This window comes from Lacticaseibacillus saniviri JCM 17471 = DSM 24301 (assembly GCF_001311785.1).
In the GTDB taxonomy this organism is placed as follows: Bacteria; Bacillota; Bacilli; order Lactobacillales; family Lactobacillaceae; genus Lacticaseibacillus; species Lacticaseibacillus saniviri.
In genome coordinates, this window is sequence record NZ_BBBX01000007.1 from 75,774 (window position 1) to 95,346 (window position 19,573).

Below are 19,573 nucleotides of genomic sequence, written 5' to 3' on the forward strand. Positions count from 1 at the left end.
GGTTCACGCTCTGTCACTTAAACGCGCTCCAAAAGGCAAAACACTCCGGTTAGCTCAGCTTTGCCGAATCCACAAACCGGCTTCTAGCAAAGCTATTGCTAATCCTCATTTTTGACCGCCTTTTGTCGCGCTCTAGTGTCCCGCATACCCGATGAACATCGCACCGATTAAGATGACCAACACAACCGTGGTGATGATTGTATACAGCCAATCCGATTCCTTAATGAAGGCATAGATTGACACCACAACCCGCAACACGGGTGTGAGAATCAATAGAAACAGGCCAAGCATCATGACAGCGGCTGGCTTGAGCGCAACGACACCGGCCATAATGGCGCCAGGTCGTGTAGGATGTGCCCCACTTGGGTAACCCGAATTGCCTGTAATCAATAATAATAGCAGTCCAATAATAATGACGGCCGCGGAAATGATAACTCCAATCCGAAGCAGTTTACCGATAATTTCTTCGATTTCTTGAATTTCTTCCTTAGTCGATTTCAAATTGACACCCCAAATCCTTTTAAGAGCATCTGTAAGCCCATGTAGCCGATGACAGGAATAAAGATCCAACGCAAGACCTTCGTCGGTAAGTATTGCATGATACGTGTCCCAATCGTTGCACCGACCAGAATCCCAATCGCCAGTGGTGCCGCAATCTGTGGTTGAATGGCGCCATTGAAGAAGTAAACCGTGGCACTAGCCGCAGCGGTAACCCCCATCATCAGATTACTTGTTGCTGTGGATGGCTTGAGTGGCATCTTCATGATGGTATCCATGGCGAGCACCTTGAAGGCCCCGCTACCGATACCGAGTAACCCAGACGCAATCCCAGCGCCGAACATCATGGCAAAGCCACCTGGAACATTGGTGACAGAGTATTCGATATCCTTCTTGGTCGCCTTATCGTAATAATTCCCGTTCAACCGTAACTTCTCGGCATAACGGTCGTCAGTAACCTCAACCTCTTTTTCACCCTTACTGAGCATCTTCCGAATCATGTTGTACACGGAAAAGAGTAATAAGGCACCGAACAGCACAAACAGCACCTTGCTGTTAACCAGGCCCGTGACGATCGCGCCGACCACGGCCCCAACCGTTGTCGCGATTTCTAAGAACATCGCCACTCGCAAGTTCAACATATCATCTTTCAGATACGCGATGGTTGCCCCAGAACTCGTCGCAATCACCGCGATAATACTTGCGCCAATCGCATACTGAATCGGAAGGCCCATCATCAGTGTTAATACAGGCGTGACAATAATGCCGCCGCCGAGGCCTAACAGTGCGCCCAATATACCGGCCGCAACGCCAGTGAATGCCAAAATCAATACTTGTTGTACCACTGTTTCACCCCATTTTGATTTGTGTTGGTAAATAAAAATTGCGCAATCAGCTTGTCGACATCAAGGTTCTGATGCAACATGCTGTGATAACTATCCAGCGGACTGCCATGCACCGTGACCGTCTGCACACTCGCCACGTAAGGCGCAACGGCCGCCGTGAAGGCTTCTCTCGATGTCCCATTGATTGCCCAATCCCCATCGGACTGCCAAATTTGACCACCAATATTTTGCACCTGTAGCGCGTGTGGCAAGCGTTCCGCCTCATTCACTTCACCTGTCGTGTAGTCGGTCGCAAAACTGACAAACTTCAGTGCAATCGGATCACTCTCGTGTCGATAGCGCGTTAGATAGTCGTAAATAATATTGGCGCCACTCGAGTGTCCGACCAAATTGACCTTTGTGATTCCCATCTGCTTGAGTTTCGCCATCACCAGTCGCATTTGCTTGGCCTGTGTCGCTGGTTTAAATGGATTATCAAACAAGACATTGATCAGCGGATTCTTACCACTACGACCCTCGTGTTTCACGGAAACCGAATTAGCGTGAACCTGCAGCGTCTCAGCAGCCGTCCCGACGTGATACCGATTCATCCGCCCAATCATCGGACCAAACGAGATCCAATTACCACCATAGCCGGGCACAAAACGGTCGCCACATCGTGTTGAGGCACAGAAAAATGGCGGTACGTCTGTAAACGACGCCACCACCAACCACCCAACAAGGCAGCGATAATCATTAAACTGATCAGTATTCGCCGCAACCACTTCATACGCTAGTCCTTCTTTGTGGCCGGCTTAGTGGCGGTCGTGCGTTTTGCCGTGGTCTTTGGTGCCGCCTTTTTGGTTGTTGTCGTTTTCTTGGCCGTTGTCTTCTTCGCAGCGGGCTTCTTCGTCGCGGTTGTCTTCCGCGTTGTCTTTCTGGCCGCCGGTTTCTTCTTTTCTTCTGGGACTTCCTTCACCACGGGTTTAGGTTTTGCCATCTCTTCTTCAATCAGCGTTAGTTTCTCGCTGATGGCTTCATTGAGGGCTGCATTCTTGGTTGTGAAGTCCGCCAGATAATCGGCCACCGAGCTGAATAGATCGATGCGCAACCCCGAGACATTGATTGCCTCAGATGTCACCACAAGATACAGATTAACAGGGACAATTTCTTCTGGTTCTAAAAAATTATTAACTTTCTTGTAATTCTCGAGTGGCAGATTGATTACACCGGTTTCAATGCTGATTACGTCGGCACTTTGTAGGTCACTTCTAACTGCGCTTGAATCAAGTGACCCGCTTCCGTGGCCTCGCGCACATTGGTATAAATGCCCGCCATCGTGGCAGCCAAGCCGTTCTGCTTGAGTGTTTCAGGGGAGACATTTTCGCGAACAGAATCATAATTGCCTTCTGCGATCGCATTTTGGTAGGTCTGAACGTTGATTTCCATGTCGTCAATTCCTTCATCTATTAATATTGCCCATCATAGCCTAAATGCGTTGCGGGTTTCAAGACGGTCTTTCTGAAAGCGTTGTGATAAACTGGATTAAAGCGTCATCATCACACTTATAGGAGCGAGAGCCGTGAAAAAAAGTAGCTGGTATCTGCTGATTGGGACACTGCTTGTAACCATCGGCATGTATACCTTGATGGGGTGGGGGCATAAGAGCGTCAAGCGGTACATCACGCAACCAACCACGACACGCACCACTACCAATACGGATGCCGTGTATTCACTAAACACCTTTGAAAAAACGCTAAAACGATATCCGTCTGTAGATGTTTTGGCGTTAGCAAACGACGAGACCAACGACAACAGTCATGACCTCACCTATCGCGATTTTAGCATTATCCCAGGACTCAAGGCCACCACCACGATTGACTCGGCCACCGGCGAACGCGCGATGGGAACCGCCATGACGCCACAGGGGGTGACCATTGCGGGTAAGTATCTGGTCACATCCGCCTACGACCATGACGAGCGGTTGAATTCCGTGCTGTATGTGCAGGATTTGAAGACCAAGCGGCTCATCAAAACTGTTGTCTTGCAAGGCCGCCCGCATGTGGGTGGCATCACCTATGATCCAAACGCCAAGCAGCTGTGGGTCTGTGGTCGCCGCGACAATTGGGCCGAAGTGTTTGCTATCAGTCTGAAAACACTCGAGTCTTATCAACTCAGCAAGAACAAACCCATCACGTACAGTCAGCGTGCCCTACTCGGTACCATCAGTCGCGCGTCATTCATTACCTATCACAAACAATCTCTCTTTGTCGGCTTCTTCAATCCCCGCGGTGCCGGCAACATTCAGCGCTATCTGTTAGACAAGAACGGGCGCATTCAGGGGCAAAGTCTTGTTGGCCGCCTATCGACGCAGGTCAGTGTTTTGACGAATGCGGTTTTGCGCCAGGACACCTTACAAAAGATTCAGGGATTGGCCTTTTATGATGGCTATGCAATTTTGTCGCAGTCGTTTGGCCCGGGACGATCAAAGCTCTACATCTTCAAGGAAGATCCCAACAAACCATTTATCACAAATCCGATGCTTTGACGACGGTCACGATGCCGTCACACCTGGAACAAATCAGCAATCATCAAGGCCGACTGTATACCATCTATGAGTCCAGCGCGTACGCCTATAGAAAGACCAGCCACGACCATATCGATCGCGTTGTCTCACTGGATCTCAAGGACTTCATTACCTTGATTAAGAAAGAGGTGAAATCATAATGTTAGCCAAACATCGCAAAACTTGGCCCATGCCATTTAGCGAAACGCAGCCTCACTTCACGATCAATGAATGGTTGCGCGTGTTTGCTGTCATGTGGCTCACCTATCTCTTCATTAACGTGAACAATCCAATCAGCAATCTGCTCTTCATGTCGGGGCCGGCCTTCTTGCGGCACCACCAGCCCATCGAGATTATTGGCATCATCGGGCTCAGTATTGGCTATGCCTTAATGATGTTGATTGGATTGTATTGGGCAGGCCGCACACCAGCAGTCAAGGCACTCTTTGCCAAACCGCGCTGGCGTGACCTGTGGTACATTCTGGCTTACGGCGCTTTGAACCTGATTTTTCAATCTATCGGCAACTTCTTTGGTGACATGATTCCCACTCAGGTTGGTGTCAATCTGAACAATTCATTGAATGTTTCCCAACTCGATTCATCCGTTGTCTTTTGGACGGTCACGGGCCGGCAGTTCTTCCTAACGCTGGGCAGTCAGTTATTTGCCGTTGCGCTCTTTCTGGCTTTTTGGCAACTCTGGCATCACTACTTGCCCAACAAGCCTCGCGTTGCCACCGTGCTCACCTATGTGGTGGCCGCAGCGCTCGCCGGTATATTGACCACCACACCAGAAAATAGTGGCATCTTACAGAACATGCTGTCAGCTGGTTTCGCGCAAGTGCCACTCTTTTGGGCTTATCGCCGCTCACGCAATGTACTGGTCCCTACTCTGGCCGCTTTTGCGCTCAATCGGGTGCTCATCTTTGTGCTGCTATTGGTGGGATTATAGAGCGCGACAAAAGGTGGTTAAAACATGAGGATTAGCAATAGCTTTGCTAGAATCTGGTCTGTGGATTCGGCAAAGCTGAGCTAACCGGAGTGTTTTGCCTTTTGGAGCGCGTTTAGAGCGCGAAGCCACACGCTTTGGCTGTGAGCACTAACGAAACTAGCGCTATAATTGCGGTTTGTGCAATTGGCGCTGGTTAGGTTAGGCGGAACAGGCAGTGTGGATGAGCGCGTTTAGAGCGCGACAATCCTCGGTTAGCAATCGCGTACTAACGGGCTTTGATGGACATGGTGGTTTGTGCCATGTGCGAAAAGCGAGTTAGACGGAGATTGTTGGGAATTGGAGCGCGTTTATATCACAATAAAAGCCCATTTAGTTATCAAGCGACCGTGCCTCTCCTAATCGAGACAACACGGTCGCTTTTTCGCTCTCCCGGGCGCTACCCCATGACCGTACAAATGTTCTATACTAATACGCGGAGGATTCATTATGACCGCAACCAAAATTGGCGTCCGCGAGCTGGTTGAGTTGACGGTGCGCACGGGGGACCTCAATCCCGTCACCAGCGCATCCAATAATACTGCCATGCTCGGCAGTCGCATTCACCGCAAGTTACAACGCGACCGTGAGCCAAACTTTGAAAAAGAAGTTTATTTAGAACAAACCGTCACCATTAATGGCCAGGATTATCTGATTAATGGGCGGGCGGACGGCATCATCACACAGGAACAACCGGTGATTGAAGAAATCAAGACATCCGCGCGCACCTTTGATGAGCTCGACCAAAACACCAAGGACCGCTACTGGGCACAAGTGTTCACGTACGGCCATTTTTTGTGTGAACGCGATAAGCTCAAAAGTGTCGAGCTGGATTTGATTTACTATCAGACCTCAACCGACGAAATCACGCGGCTCACTCAAGTCAAAACGGCACAGGAATTGGCGGAACGGTTCGATGACCTGATCAACGAATTCACCGATTGGCTAACGATGCGCAGCGATATCGTAACCGCCCGCAATCAATCCGTCCGCAAGCTCGATTTCCCTTTTCCCGCCTATCGACAAGGTCAGCGTGAACTGGCTGTCGCTGTCTATAAGACCATTTATGCCAAAACACGCTTGTTTGTCGAAGCACCCACGGGAACCGGTAAGACGATTTCAACCCTCTTTCCCGCCATCAAGAGCATGGGCGAGGAGCTCGTCAATCGCCTGTTTTACCTCACCGCCAAACAGAGCACGCGCCACGTTGCAGAAGGGGCCATGGTCTTACTCGCCGATCACGGTCTGGTTGCCAAAAGCATCACATTGACGGCTAAGGAAGCCATCACATTTGCGGACGAGCCAGACGATCCCAGTCTGAATCCCTATATGATTGGGTACTATGATCGACTCAAACCAGCGCTCAAGGATCTTTTTGCCAATGAGAATCAACTCACGCGTGATGTGATTGAAACCTATGCCAAAAAGCATACCTTGGACCCCTTTGAATTCTCACTGGATGCCAGTTTATTTTGTGACGTCATCATCTGCGATTACAATTATCTATTTGATCCCACCGTTTACCTGCAACGGTTCTTCAGTGAACCCGATCCGGGCAACTTCTTTCTGATTGATGAGGCGCACAATCTGGTCTCACGCGCCCGATCGATGTATTCGGCCGATATCAATGACCAAGCGTTTGTCGAGCTCAAAAAACAATTGCGCGGCAAATATCCCAGCTTACGCGCCGTGAAAAAGGGCATCAATCAGGTCATCACCACGTTCGATACGCTCCAAATCACCTTAGAAGAGGCAAATACCAGCGAGATGTTTCAGGCTGAACCCATCACGAGTCTCGCCACCAGCTTGAGCAACTTCAGTCAGGCCGTGCACGACTGGCTGGGTGAGGTCAATCGCGATGAAGAACAGCAGCCGCTCGTGGAATTCGTGTTGCCCGTGTATTTTGCGACCAACCAGTATCTGCGTATCGCAGAATACTACGATGACAGCTTTGAAACCAAGCTCAGCCACGATACAACGACCGTGGTCAAACAACTGTGTTTAGACCCCAGTCATTTCATCGATCTCTCGTTAGCTAAGGGCCGCGGCGCCGTCTTATTCTCGGCGACGCTCTCACCGATTGACTACTATCAAGACATTCTGGGCGGCAGCGACAACAGTCTCGCCTACCAGCTGAGCTCACCCTTTGCCCAAACGCATCAGGCCGTCATCGCCACAGCTAACATCCAAACCACCTATCAGCAGCGGGAAGCCAATCTGCCCGAACTCATCGCCACCCTCACCGCGTTGGTGATGAGTAAGGCGGGCAATTATCTCTTTTTCTTCCCGTCCTATCAATACCTAGATCAGGTCTACACCGCATTTGCCCGTGCCAATCCGACCGCGGATCTGTGTCGCCAGGTGCCCAGCATGAACGCTGAAGACCGCGATGCCTTTTTGGCCAACTTCACCACTGATAGCCATCAAGTTGGTTTCGCCGTTCTGGGCGGAATCTTCTCTGAAGGTATTGATCTGAAGGGCGACCGCTTGATCGGCGTCGCTGTCATATCGGTCGGCTTACCCGGCCTCAACAGTGAGACCGATCGACTCAAAGAATACTTCAACAAGAAAAATGGTCAGGGGTTCGCTTATGCCTACCAATTACCCGGCTTCAATAATGTGTTACAGGCGGCCGGTCGCGTCATCCGCGGCGCCCATGACTATGGCGTCGTGCTCTTGATTGACGCGCGTTTCACCACGCCACGCTATCGCCGCCTCTTTCCAAAACATTGGCAGCACGCCACCACAAGCCGCAACCTGACGCAACTGTCCGAACAACTGGTCAATTTTTGGGCCAATGTGGATCAATCCGATTAGCAAGGAGCCAATATGAAAACAGCACTCACCCTCGATCTCGAAAAAACACTCTATCAATACTGGCAGGAACAAGGCGCGGCCGTGGTCGAGGAAGTGACCATGCCAGATGATGCCGGTATTGTGGATACCTTGGTCTTAGAAACCGCACCCGATGGCGCCAAAACCTGGCGCTGTTTTGAACTCAAAGTGACCAAGGCCGACTTTCACAGCCATGCCAAGTTGAGTTTCATCGGCCACTACAATTACTTCGTCCTCCCATATAAGCTCTACACGCAACTCAAGGCCGAGATTCCTGCCCAAATTGGCGTGTTGACCTATCAGCCTTTTGACAAGAAAGCATTGGCAGCCAGTACCATTCCGATCACCACACCAGGTCAGCTCACCATCAGTAAGCCCGCCAAGTATCAGGCGTTGCAGGTGCCTGATGCGGCACTGACGGCGCGGTTCATCGGCAGTCTGAATCGTGAAGTGGTGAAGGCTAAGCAGGTCGAAAAAGGCCTGGATCGCTATCACAGTGATCAGCTCTACCAAGCGCTCAAAAAACGCACCGAAAATTATCAGCTCTATCAACCTGAGGCAAACTTCTACGACCGCTTTGTCGATGAATTACATGACGATACGATTGAAGCGCTGCAAGAAGAGGTCGATGCCTTAACCGCCGAAATCGCGCGATTGAAATTGGACCGACTCTCATGAACTATTACCCACTGATTCGCGGCAAACTCTATGATCTGGCCGCGCTTACCGAACTCGCTAATCAGCACCTGTTAAGCCCACGAGTGGTACCAATACTAGAACCAGTCAAAGACCTCCCAGGCTTGGTCAAAACCGCGAAGGCCTTCACGAAGCGTCAACAGCCACTGGTTGTGGTCACCAATCCACAAGTTGGGACTTACGGCTTACTGGCGACACCCAAACATCAGATTGCGCTGACGCCACCGTTGATGGCTGGCCGCTATTTTGATCCCATCGATAGTGCCCTCACCATCGCTCAAACCATGGCCCAGGCGCGCTTACTCAAGCATCGACCTGGCATTCATGTCGTGCCCGATGAGGCCCGTGTGCGGCAACTGCGGCTCGATTCGGCCGTTTACCTCAACGACCACTTCACAACGTGGTCCCACACCGCTGACTATGCCCAATTGCAAGATGAATTCTATCAATACCCAGTCTCACTGTTACCGGGCATCGGGTTTAGCGAATATCCCATCACGACTGGCGATTATCAAGAACAGGGATTTGCCCAACGCGCCATCGCTTTGCACTTGGTGTATGTGGGGCCACACAACACCTTACGCCTCCATCATTTTGTCTCGGTCAATAACGAGGACTATCAGGACCCAGCCAGCAAGTTCTTTGAAGCGGCCAGTCAGCTTGAGCCTTGGTTGGCCATGCATCCAGAAGCTGTGACCAGCGGCCTCACGCAACTGATTACCTTTTACCATGAACGCCACTTTCCCGCACTCGGGACCTTGCGCAAGTTACAATTGATGCACCATCTCGAGTTGATTGGGCGCTGGCTCGATGATGCCATTTGATTACTTGATATAACTAATTATGGCGTTAAAATAATTGTGACTTTGTTTAAACTGTACACAAGCAAAACAGTTCCATTCATTAACCTTATTGCTTATAATGACTCCGTTATTTAAAAAATAGCGGGGCTTTTTTGCTTGCCGCAATAATCGAGGTCGATTTACTGTGTTCAAATTACTCACTGCCATGATGCTTGAAATTGGCCTCTTATTCATGTTTGCTCCCCAAACATTGGTGCGCGCGGCCATTACATGGGGCAATACCACCTATCCAGAGCCACCCCGACAGAGTGACGGCCAACCAGGCTTCATCGCCTTCAATAATGTGTTTACACCGTTGAGTGCCAGCAACAGTGCCAACTTAGTCAATGGTAACTACAACGTTGGCGTGGAGGTCACCAAATCAGCCTTCAATCAATCCGGCGCTATCTGGAGCAACCAGCCGTTACTGAATCTCAACAACAACTTCCATGCCCAGATGGCACTCTACTTTGGGAATAACAGCAGCAATCCCGGGGATGGGATGACGTTCTCACTCAGCAGCGTGCGCCCCACCTCACCTGGCGCTAATGGTGCCGCGTTAGGCGTGTGGGGGCCAGAAAAAGGAGCCCTGCTGAACTCGGATAAAGAAGCGAGTGATCCGCAGACCCTGAAGAAAAGTTTCTCGATTGTTTTTGATACCTACAACAACAGCGATACACTGGATCGCTTCGTGTACAATCAAGGCTTAACCGAGACCAAACCACACGGTGAATATGTGGGCTATGGCTATCCAGGCATGCCAGATATGTATCAGTTTCAGGGCCTCTTCACCGTCACCAATCTGAGTCTCTACCAACAACCTGCTGCTGGCAAATATTACGGTGGCTTTGATATGCTGCCGAGCAATATCTCCAATAATCAATGGCACGAGTTCACCTTTGATTGGCAAAAGGACAACGCGGGCGGTGGCACACTCACCTATCAATTCGATGCCATCAAACGCTCGGTGACTTGGACAGCAGCACAGATCAGTGCGATTTTGGTAACTCCCAGCTCTACATGGGCTTCACCGGCTCAACGGGACCGAGCGGTAAGGCTTCAGAAGCACACGTGGTCGCTTTCCAGCAGATTCCTGGCCTGGTCAACGCGACAACCAGTGCCAGCCTGTGGCAGGGCAAGACACAGGTTGATCAAAGCTCACTGCTCAATGGCGGCGATCAATTGCAATATCACTACACCATCGATTATGCCGCAACCAGTCTCCAGTCTTGGCCACTGCTTAACAGCAATCTCACCGCTAACTTGCAAAAAGATGATCAGTTCGACTATGTGGACGCTAGCGGCAAAGTGCTCAGTGTGGGTGATACCATGCCGCTTACCCTGACGTACGCGGATGGTCACACCGCAACGGCCACTGGTACTGTCACGAGTACCGGGCTGAGCATCACCAATCTGCCCGGTTTCACCAGCAATCTCAATCGCACAATGACCATCACATTACCGGTGGTGGTCAAGCAGCAAAGCCAATTCGATAATCTCGTGCGTACCAACTACACAACGGGAAGTGTTAGTGGTGATAATGCGCAGTTTGATTTCAATTCACTCAACTACACCATTGCTGGGAATCCCGGCGTGCTAAAGCTGACTCAGGCACCCAGTTTTCACTTCACCACCAGTACTGGTGGTGATCCAACTGTCAGTGCGATGATCAAGGGCTACGCTGGTCGACAGTCGCCAATCACGCAACCCGCTGACTGGCTGGCCGCACCTGCGCAGCCGCTTCAAATCACCGACACGCGGCCAAAAGGTTCGGGTTGGCAACTGCATGTGCAACTCAGCGACTTCACACCCACCAAGGGATTATCACTGACCGGTCAGGCGCAATTGGTTGATAACCAAACGCTGCTGCCGCTTGTCACGAGTGCAGATACGATTCTCTATCAAGCCAACACGGCCAAACAATCGTTAACCACAACACCGACGGCTTACCTCAAAACACCACCCCCAACCGACTATCACAGCGGGTCATTACCGCGCAACGGCGACGTGGACGCTGCAAACAGCGCCGTAGTCCACACATTGAGAGACGCAAAAAGACGCTAGACCACAATCGGTCACAGCGTCTTTTTTTAAATTATTTTCATTAAACCTGCTTAGAGCACACGCACGCCAAATGATGGTGCCCAGTATGGTGAAATAGCGGTCAATTGGACATTGTAGCCGGGGCGTGGGGCGTCGATCATTTGGCCCCCACCCACATAAAGCGCAACGTGATAAGTATTCCCAGCGTTACCCCAGAAAACCAAATCGCCTGGCTTCAGGGCACTGATACTGACACGAACACCACTGGATTCTTGTGGCACAGTCCAACCACCGATTGCCTTGCCGACCGCATTTTGGAAGACATAGCTCATCAACCCAGAACAGTCAAAACTGGTTGGGCCTTTGCCACCCCAAGCGTATGGCTTACCAATCTGTTGGCGGGCCAAATTAATGACAGCCGCCACGGCAGTTGGATTCGCAACGCCGGGTGCTTGCGCTACCTCATTATTATTGGGCTGACTAGGCGCAGGTTTGGCTGGTTGGCTTGGTGCTGGCTTTGCCGGTTGACTCGGTGCTGTCGTTTGACCAGCAGCCTTCAGATACTGAGCTGGCACATAACCACCTGAGCTCAGGCGATACCATGTCGCGCCATTCACAACGGTCTTGCTGACAGCAGTGACAGTTTGGCCATGAGTCAAGTATTGCCCTGTCGTCCCTGAAAAAGCCGTTGTCTTCCAGACGGTAACAGCACCACCTTGATAGCTCACTTGCAGCTTAATTTGGCCACTGGTTGTTGGTGCCTGTTGAACGGGCTGACTAGGCGCAGGTTTGGCTGGTGTCGGCTTAGCGGGAGTTGGGGTTGACGTTGCTGCCTGACCCACTTTCAAATAAACGGATGGCACCCATTCGTTCGAACCGATCTGATACCAGACGGAACCATTAACGGTTTTTGAACCTAAGACATTAACTGATTGATTAAAGGTCAAGTAGCGCTTCGCTTGCTTGAAAGCAGGACTCGCCCAGACGGTTGTTGCGCCAGCTCGATAACTCACTGTACCCGTTGCAGCGGCAACAGTATGTCCGGATACCATCGTGGCTGCACCAACAACACCCGCAACGCCTGCGGTGACTGCTAATACTTTGTTCCCGTTCCCATCGACTATTCCTCCATACTTCAGGTTTAGAATTTCGTAATAATCTTTCCGATTTCTTAACAACTAAGACCAGCATAGCACGCTCGCACATTGAATGCACACGATAACCCGTTTTAGAATGTTACAGTTATGTTACAATCATAGGCCGATAATAAAAAACGACCTCTAACCAAACGTTTGTTTTGGTATCGGTCGTCTTTTATTTATTATTATGTTTCAAACCTTTCAAGTAAACGCATAAAACATATTTCTAAGATTCAAGTGCCACGTCGAGCGCCAGTTCCATCATGTCGTGGAAGCTGGTTTGGCGCTCTTCTGCCGTCGTTTCTTCACCGGTCATAATGTGGTTTGACACGGTCAAAATGGACAGGGCCTTCCGATGATACTTGGCGGCTAACAGATACAGCGCTGGTGTTTCCATTTCGGCAGCCAAAATACCATAATCGATCAGTTTTTGGCGATCGAGCTCATCGTTATAGAACCGATCTTCACCCAAAACATTCCCGACGTGATATGACAAGTTCTTAGCGACCGCGAGATCGGCAGCCGTGTGTAGCAGGCCAAAGTCTGCCAGTGGCGCAAAATACAATCCGGCACCAAATGTATTCAGAATGATTGAACTGTCAGTCGAAGAGCCCTGCGCAATCACAACGTCACGGACATGGACATCCGCGCTCAGAGCGCCGGTGGTTCCAACCCGGATCAAGGTCTTCACGCCATAGTCTTGCATCAGCTCTGTGATGTAGATACTGATAGAGGGAATCCCCATGCCGGTTGCTTGAACCGAGATACGGCGCCCCTTGTAAGTGCCGGTATAACCAAACGCGTTACGCACGGTGTTGTACCGCACAGGATTGTCAAAATAATGTTCAGCAATGTATTGCGCGCGCAGTGGGTCGCCTGGTAACAAAACAACATCTGCAATCGCATCTTGTGGGGCATCGATATGTGTACTCATATGAATTCTCCTTTTGACTGGTGACGTCTATTTCAATTGATCCAAGAACGAATGACCGATACCATTGCCGGCCACGCCGAAGTTTTCAAGCACGGTGGCGCCTAGGTCGGAAAATGGTGAGCGAATGCCAAGCGTTGCACCGCCTGGCAGTGACGCACTATAGGCCAACAGTGGCACATATTCCCGAGTGTGATCGGTGCCGCGGAAACCAGGATCATTCCCGTGATCGGCTGTGATCAGTAACAGGTCATTGGGTGCCAATGTATCGAGCAGTTCACCCAATTGTTGGTCGAAGGTCATGAGAGCCTGCCCATCGCCTTCAGGATTGCGACGGTGGCCGTACATCGCATCAAAGTCGACTAAGTTGGTGAAAATAAAACCTTCTTGACCGCGCTTGATGGCATCGATGGTCTGATTCATGCCGTCAACATTACTGGTGGTGTGCACGCCGTCATCAAGACCCTGACCGGAGAAGATATCATTAATCTTACCCACGCCATAGGTTGGTACACCGGCATCTTGCAGGCGATTGAGGTCGGTCGGCTTATCAGGCAACCGCGCATAGTCGTGACGATCACTGGTGCGTTCAAACGTGTCCTTGGTTGTACCGACATATGGCCGCGCAATCACCCGACCAATGCGATAAGGGGCATCAATGGTGATGGAACGCACGTATTCACAGATGCGATAGAGTTCCTTCAATGGAATCAAATCCGTCTGCGCCGCAATTTGGAGCACAGAGTCACCCGATGTATAAACGATCAAATCGCCTGTTTTGAGTTGTTCCTCTCCGTAATCCTTCAGCACTTCGGTTCCTGAATAAGGCTTGTTCACGATCACCTTGCGATGCGCGAAGGCTTCAATTTTTGCAATTAATTCCGCTGGAAACCCATTGGGGAAAAAGCCAAGTGGTTCGGTCACAGGCACACCCATCATTTCAAAGTGACCGTCCATGCTATCCTTACCGGCAGAAATTTCGTACATCTTGCCGTAGTAGCCAATCGGGGTTTCGATTGCGGGTACCCCCGTAATCGGCTTATCCGCGCGAATATTACCCAACCCCAAGCGTTGCAAATTAGGCAATGCCCACTTGTCACCAAAAAGTCGCCGATATGGCCTAATGTATCCGCACCTGTATCCTCATATTTAGCCGCATCCGGTGCTTCACCGATCCCAATGGAATCCAATACGATTGCGACAACGCGATCAAACTTTGCCATTATTTTGCTGCCTCCGCTTCCTTCAAAATCGCAACACCAGCGCTGGCACCTAAGCGACTCGCACCTGCTTCAATCAGTGCCTTAGCTTCGGCATAGGTGTGAATCCCACCCGCAGCCTTCACGCCTAAGCGATCGCCGACCGTTGCACGCATCAACGCCACATCATGGACAGTCGCGCCACCCGCAGCAAAACCAGTCGAGGTCTTCACGAAGTCGGCACCAGCGGCTTCACTGAGTTCGCAAGCGCGCACTTTTTCATCATCCGTCAATAGCACGGCTTCAATAATGACCTTCAAAATCGCCTGGTGTTGGTGGGCAGCCTCAGCCACCGCGTGAATATCAGCTTGCACCTGTTCATCGTGTCCAGCCTTCAATTCACCGATATTGATCACCATGTCGACTTCTTGCGCACCAGCATTAATGGTCATCTCTGTTTCAGCGACCTTCAAGGCTGTCTGGTTGGCCCCCAGCGGGAAACCGATAACGGTACAAACTTCGACATCGCTGTCCTTCAGTGCGGCAGCTGAGCGTTCAACCCAATAGGGATTGACGCAGACAGAAGCAAAATCGTATTGTTTGGCTTCTTCGAGTAAAACATCAATTTGATCCTGTGTGGCATCCGGCTTTAACAGCGTGTGGTCGATATATTTTGCAAGTGGCTTATCCATGTGTTTGCTCCTTTAGTGTGATTACCTAAATACTACCATGCCGCTTCGTGCTCTGCACCATTTTTCCGTCATAATCCGAATATTGAATGCGTTATACCAAATAATTAATCGGCAAAAATAAAAAAATGTCAATAATTCTCCAGAAAAGGACGAAATGATAACCACTTTTGTGCGTATTTGCTACACTTGAGCTAGTGAATCCGTCTAATCAATCGAGGGAATGCCTATGTTAAATCATGTTCAAACGCGACTGGTACCATTGTTAGTCAGTCGCAGCCTGTATTGGCGCAAATTTCGGTTCTACCGCACCCTGCGGCAGACATTAGCCATCATTTTTCCATTTATTCTTTTGGGCAACTTTGTTCAAGCCCTCAGTCTATCTGTTTTCACACCCAATGGTTTTTTGCGCAGATCTATCATCTCGATCGCGTGATTCCGGCCTATAACGAAATTAATCGTGTGCTCAATCTCGTTGTGGCGGCCACCTTCAACGTTCTAGCGGTCGCCACGGTGTACTTTGCGGCCAAGTTTATGGCGCGAACATACCTCAAGGATGATAATCTCGCCGGCCTCACCGGGGTCACCAGTTTCTTGATGTTCAACGTCAACTTCACCCAAAGCACGAGTCAGGACTTTTTTCCGCATTCAAAATTTTGGGTACCGCGGCATGTTCTTTGCGTTCTGGCTGGGTGTTTTAATCGGTTGGCTATTCAAGTTTTCAAAGAGTCCCGATCAAACAGGACCATCGCAATTCATGAGTATCTCAGAACTGACCGAGCACAGTCTGCGCAACATGTGGTTGATTTTCGCCATTATTTTGGCCAGCTTGGCCATCAGTTTCGGCATCAACTTCGTCAGTCCAGAAGGCATCATCGGGCTCTCCTATATCGGTTTTCGACTCCCTGTCGGTGGACTCAGCAGCCATGTCTCCATTCGTTTGGCACTGGTCACCATGCTCAACACCATCATGTGGTGGGCAGGCATTGAGGGGCCACTGAACGCCTTGAATCAGTTCGGCAGCAGTCCGACTGCGACCGCCAACCTCAATTACGCGCTCGAACACCACGACCTGTATCATGTGCCCAATCCGATCACCATCAACACCGTGTATTATCCTTTCGCGAACTTCGGTGGTGTTGGGATGCTGCTGGCACTGATTATCGCGACATTACTCATTGCAAAAACCAAGTCCGCACGCAAAATTGCGGGTTTATCGCTGTTTCCTAGCCTGGTCAACATTCCTAATCCCATGCTGGTCGGCTATCCGGTCATCATGAATCCTATTTTGCTCCTACCATTTGCGATTATACCGCTGGTGACCCAAGCTATCGCGTGGACGTTCATCCGGCTGCACCTGATGCCACCTGTCGTCTACACGGTGCCAAGCACCACACCGGGACCATTAATTGCCTTCTTAGGCACCAATGGGAACTGGGTCGCATTCTTTGTCAGCGCGCTCTGTCTGGTCGTCGCCGTATTGATTTATCTGCCTTTTGTCTGGTTGAGTCAAACCGTTAACTTAGAAGCAATCAAGGAGGAACGCGCATGATCAAAAATATTGGCGCCTCATATTGCTCGCTGTCGTCAGTCTCAGCTTACTCGCTGTTGTGATGGTCCCAGCCATCGACTGGATGACCAGCAACGTCAAATCGGCTGAAGTCGTGCACAACTCACGAATGCAACCCGTGATTCTGATTCCGGGTAGCTCGGCCAGTCAGGAACGCTTCAACACCCTGATTACCATGCTCAATAAGCAAACTACCGGCCACAGCCTCCTCAAGATTACAGTGCAGACCGATGGCACCCTGAAGTATTCGGGTCAAATCGCGCGAAATGATAACGAACCGTATATCGTGGTTGCTTTTGAAAACAATAAGGACGGCTATGCCAATATCAAGAAACAGGCCAAGTGGTTCAGTATTGCCTTCAAGCAACTGGCAAAGACCTATCAGTTCAATCGTTTTCGGGGCATCGGGCACAGTAATGGCGGTCTGATTTACACGCTGTTTCTCGAGAAATATTTTGACCCCAAGGATGTCACGCTGTCTCGCCTGATGACAATCGGGACACCGTATAACCTAGAGGAAAGCAATATCGAAAATCGGACCCAGATGCTGAGTGACATGATTAGCGCGCGCAAGGCATTGCCAACCAATCTGACCGTTTATTCGATTGCCGGTACCGAAAATCTCGATGGCGATGGTACCGTTCCGATTTCCAGTGTTGAAGCCGGTAAGTATATTTTCCAAAACCAGGTCAAGCACTACACCCAGATTACGGTGAGTGGTGATGATGCATCGCACTCCGATCTGCCCCAAAATCAGCAGATTGTCAGTCTGATTAGCCAATACATCGTCTCCACACCTAACCAACGTGGCGTGCAACCAAACGGCAATACCCGGCAACCAAACGGCGCTGGGGTCGGCCGAACACCAGGTGATTAGTCTTATCTGAATACAACAAGAGGAACACTAACAGACCCCAGTAGGTTTGTCGGTATTCCTCTTATTTGTCGGCGCACCAGAATTTTGTGCACAAAAAAGCGTCGGTCAAAAGACCAACGCTTTCTTGGCAATAGTTAGTTAGACTAACCAGATTCCATGGGCTCCACAACTCAGAGGGAATCCCTGACCCCTCATATCCGGCGGGTGGGTTTTACCCCATGTCAGGTGCGTTCACCAATCGCAAGGATTGGTTACTCGACTCATCGCATGAAATCAGTATAACAGACTGAGTGGTTAATGCAAGCGGTAAGTGAGCTCACTCAGCAATTGAGAGACCATGAACCCGACAGCAATCGCACCGGCCACCATAATGACCCGCACACCCAACTGAATTGCGAGGTCCATGTTTCCCAATGCTAGGGCACGGACAGCCTGATAGGCCGTGGCTCCTGGCACCAGTGGCACCAGACCAGGAATGTTGAAGATGATCACCGGCATTTTTGATGCGCGCAAAGATAATGCCACAGACACCGACGGCCACAGCGCCAATCAGGTTCGCAAACATCCGACCCGTGCCGTGGGTATTGAGTAGCCAGTAACAGATCCAGCCAATGGCACCGGCCCACCCGGCAAAATTCAGGGCGCGCCGTGGCACATTGATACAGATGGCAAAGGCCACCGTTGCGAGATAACTAAAACTCAATTGAATTAGAAATTGTACACTATAAGCCATGGTTGCCCCCTAAAAGAATCGGAAGATGACGCAATGCCGACACCAATCGCGGCCGCACTGAGAATGGCTTCCATACCTCGTGCCATGCCCGAGAGCAAATTGCCGGCCAACATATCCCGAATGGAATTCGTGATGGCCACACCGGGAACTAGAGGCATCACAGCGCCAATGATAACATTATCGAGGTTTTGTCCGGCGCCAATACGCACACCGATCAACGCGACCAGTCCGAGTGACAAGGCCCCCAATGTTTCGCTGATAAAGCGAATTTTCGTTTTGGCAGCCACCCCATAGGCAACCAGGAAACCAACCGTCCCGGCAATGGCCGCAAGTGGCACATCAAACCAATCATAGGTCTGGGCAAACACAATCATCAGCGTGGCACTGACGACAGCGGAACCAATTGCCTGGAGCCACAATGGAAAATAAGGCGTATTTTGATCCAAGTCCATCAACTTAGCGCGTAACGCAAACAATGAAATCTGCTTGTCCGCGAAGTGGCGTGAAAGCTGATTGACCCCAGCGACTTTTTCCATATCAATGCCCCGTTGACTTACAGGACTCAGCTGCATGTAAGGTTCACCCTGGATACTGATAAAAATACCCGTGGGCGTTGTGAATGTGACCGGCGCACTGATCCCCGCATTGCGCGCGATGCGATTCATGGTGTCCTCGACCCGATACATTTCAGATCCACCTTCGATCATGATGCGACCAGCCAGCAGACAGGTATCCAGCAAGAGGGACTTATCTAACCCCTGTGTCTTAGTCCGTACTCTGCGCATCGGCTAACTTCTTTTCAAGATAAGCTTTAAGTTTTGGTTTGGGATAGACACCAGTTACTTTTTCGACAGCTTTGCCATCTTGGAAGACGATTAAGGTCGGAATACTCATCACGTGATACTGTTCCGCAATTTCTTGGTTGTGGTCCACATTCAATTTGGCGACTGTCAGCCCAGTGAGCTCGGTCTCCAATTCATCTAACATGGGACTCAGAATTTTGCAGGGACCACACCATGGTGCCCATAGATCGAGAATCACGGTGCCTTTTTGTGTGATTGTCTCTAAATTTGCTGCTGTTGCGACTTGACTCATCCGTCTTCCTCCTTTGATATCATTTCTCTATTGTAATCAATTTTAAGACAT

Annotated in this window: 16 protein-coding genes and 5 pseudogenes; 9 read left to right on the plus strand and 12 right to left on the minus strand. The window is 50.4% G+C overall.

Features of this window, described 5'->3' with window-relative positions; all coding sequences use genetic code 11:
- Window positions 1-132: 132 nt before the first annotated feature.
- From JCM17471_RS05340 to JCM17471_RS15085, 5 genes are all read right to left on the minus strand, one after another.
- Window positions 133-501: a DUF1634 domain-containing protein gene (locus tag JCM17471_RS05340; RefSeq protein ID WP_054777097.1), complete on the minus strand. Its 369-nt coding sequence runs from the start codon at window positions 499-501 to the stop codon at window positions 133-135.
- Window positions 498-1,343 carry a sulfite exporter TauE/SafE family protein gene (locus JCM17471_RS05345; protein ID WP_054777098.1) on the minus strand — a complete coding sequence of 282 codons (846 nt, stop codon included), beginning with the start codon at window positions 1,341-1,343 and terminating at the stop codon, window positions 498-500. Before JCM17471_RS05345 ends, JCM17471_RS05340 begins: the two co-directional genes overlap by 4 nt.
- Complete coding sequence (locus tag JCM17471_RS05350) at window positions 1,325-1,984, minus strand: alpha/beta hydrolase (protein WP_054777099.1); 660 nt, start codon at window positions 1,982-1,984, stop codon at window positions 1,325-1,327. Before JCM17471_RS05350 ends, JCM17471_RS05345 begins: the two co-directional genes overlap by 19 nt.
- A gap of 131 nt (window positions 1,985-2,115) precedes the next feature.
- Complete coding sequence (locus JCM17471_RS15080; protein WP_225354144.1) at window positions 2,116-2,463, minus strand: hypothetical protein; 348 nt, start codon at window positions 2,461-2,463, stop codon at window positions 2,116-2,118.
- 104 nt (window positions 2,464-2,567) lie between these two features.
- Window positions 2,568-2,771: a hypothetical protein gene (locus JCM17471_RS15085; protein ID WP_054777101.1), complete on the minus strand. Its 204-nt coding sequence runs from the start codon at window positions 2,769-2,771 to the stop codon at window positions 2,568-2,570.
- 133 nt (window positions 2,772-2,904) lie between these two features.
- Between JCM17471_RS15085 and JCM17471_RS05365 the strand changes: the two are divergent.
- The 7 genes and pseudogenes from JCM17471_RS05365 to JCM17471_RS05395 all read left to right on the plus strand — a co-directional run bounded on the left by JCM17471_RS05365 (window position 2,905) and on the right by JCM17471_RS05395 (window position 11,310).
- Window positions 2,905-4,049: pseudogene (locus tag JCM17471_RS05365) on the plus strand (YncE family protein).
- A complete protein-coding gene (locus tag JCM17471_RS05370) occupies window positions 4,049-4,837 on the plus strand; it encodes a hypothetical protein (RefSeq protein ID WP_054777102.1) in 789 nt (262 codons plus the stop codon). Before JCM17471_RS05365 ends, JCM17471_RS05370 begins: the two are co-directional and overlap by 1 nt.
- 486 nt (window positions 4,838-5,323) lie before the next feature.
- Window positions 5,324-7,690, plus strand: a complete 2,367-nt coding sequence (locus JCM17471_RS05375) for an ATP-dependent DNA helicase (protein WP_054777103.1) — start codon at window positions 5,324-5,326, stop codon at window positions 7,688-7,690.
- Between the two features lie 12 nt (window positions 7,691-7,702).
- Complete coding sequence (locus JCM17471_RS05380) at window positions 7,703-8,386, plus strand: hypothetical protein (protein ID WP_054777104.1); 684 nt, start codon at window positions 7,703-7,705, stop codon at window positions 8,384-8,386.
- Window positions 8,383-9,228 (plus strand): sce7725 family protein, encoded by an 846-nt coding sequence (locus JCM17471_RS05385; protein ID WP_054777105.1) that lies wholly within the window; start codon window positions 8,383-8,385, stop codon window positions 9,226-9,228. The genes JCM17471_RS05380 and JCM17471_RS05385 overlap by 4 nt, the downstream gene beginning before the upstream one ends.
- A gap of 163 nt (window positions 9,229-9,391) precedes the next feature.
- Window positions 9,392-10,591 (plus strand): lectin-like domain-containing protein, encoded by a 1,200-nt coding sequence (locus JCM17471_RS14435; RefSeq protein WP_054777106.1) that lies wholly within the window; start codon window positions 9,392-9,394, stop codon window positions 10,589-10,591.
- Entirely contained in the window at window positions 10,576-11,310 is a 735-nt protein-coding gene (locus JCM17471_RS05395) for a WxL domain-containing protein (RefSeq protein ID WP_162208359.1), read from the plus strand. Before JCM17471_RS14435 ends, JCM17471_RS05395 begins: the two co-directional genes overlap by 16 nt.
- 50 nt (window positions 11,311-11,360) lie before the next feature.
- Here the strand turns inward: JCM17471_RS05395 and JCM17471_RS05400 are convergent, their stop codons facing one another.
- The 4 genes and pseudogenes from JCM17471_RS05400 to deoC form a co-directional block, all read right to left on the minus strand.
- Window positions 11,361-12,467, minus strand: coding sequence for a C40 family peptidase (locus JCM17471_RS05400; protein ID WP_439646748.1), 1,107 nt, complete (start codon window positions 12,465-12,467; stop codon window positions 11,361-11,363).
- A 187-nt stretch (window positions 12,468-12,654) separates the two neighbouring features.
- Window positions 12,655-13,362, minus strand: a complete 708-nt coding sequence (gene deoD / locus JCM17471_RS05405) for a purine-nucleoside phosphorylase (RefSeq protein ID WP_054777109.1) — start codon at window positions 13,360-13,362, stop codon at window positions 12,655-12,657.
- A 27-nt stretch (window positions 13,363-13,389) separates the two neighbouring features.
- Window positions 13,390-14,582 (minus strand): annotated as a pseudogene (locus JCM17471_RS05410) (phosphopentomutase).
- The gene (gene deoC / locus JCM17471_RS05415; protein WP_054777110.1) at window positions 14,582-15,250 is read right to left on the minus strand and encodes a deoxyribose-phosphate aldolase; all 669 of its coding nucleotides are present in this window, start codon (window positions 15,248-15,250) and stop codon (window positions 14,582-14,584) included. The pseudogene JCM17471_RS05410 and the gene deoC overlap by 1 nt, the downstream one beginning before the upstream one ends.
- Before the next feature lie 220 nt (window positions 15,251-15,470).
- Between deoC and JCM17471_RS05420 the strand changes: the two are divergent.
- Window positions 15,471-16,799, plus strand: a pseudogene (locus JCM17471_RS05420) (PTS transporter subunit EIIC).
- 19 nt (window positions 16,800-16,818) lie between these two features.
- Window positions 16,819-17,694, plus strand: a complete 876-nt coding sequence (locus JCM17471_RS05425; RefSeq protein WP_054777111.1) for an alpha/beta hydrolase — start codon at window positions 16,819-16,821, stop codon at window positions 17,692-17,694.
- A 294-nt stretch (window positions 17,695-17,988) separates the two neighbouring features.
- Here JCM17471_RS05425 and JCM17471_RS05430 read toward each other — a convergent pair.
- The 3 genes and pseudogenes from JCM17471_RS05430 to trxA all read right to left on the minus strand — a co-directional run bounded on the left by JCM17471_RS05430 (window position 17,989) and on the right by trxA (window position 19,522).
- Window positions 17,989-18,427: pseudogene (locus JCM17471_RS05430) on the minus strand (threonine/serine exporter family protein).
- A gap of 9 nt (window positions 18,428-18,436) precedes the next feature.
- Window positions 18,437-19,212 (minus strand): annotated as a pseudogene (locus JCM17471_RS05435) (threonine/serine exporter family protein).
- On the minus strand, window positions 19,193-19,522 hold the full coding sequence (gene trxA / locus JCM17471_RS05440; RefSeq protein WP_054777113.1) for a thioredoxin: 330 nt from the start codon (window positions 19,520-19,522) through the stop codon (window positions 19,193-19,195). The pseudogene JCM17471_RS05435 and the gene trxA overlap by 20 nt, the downstream one beginning before the upstream one ends.
- Between the last annotated feature and the right edge of the window lie 51 nt (window positions 19,523-19,573).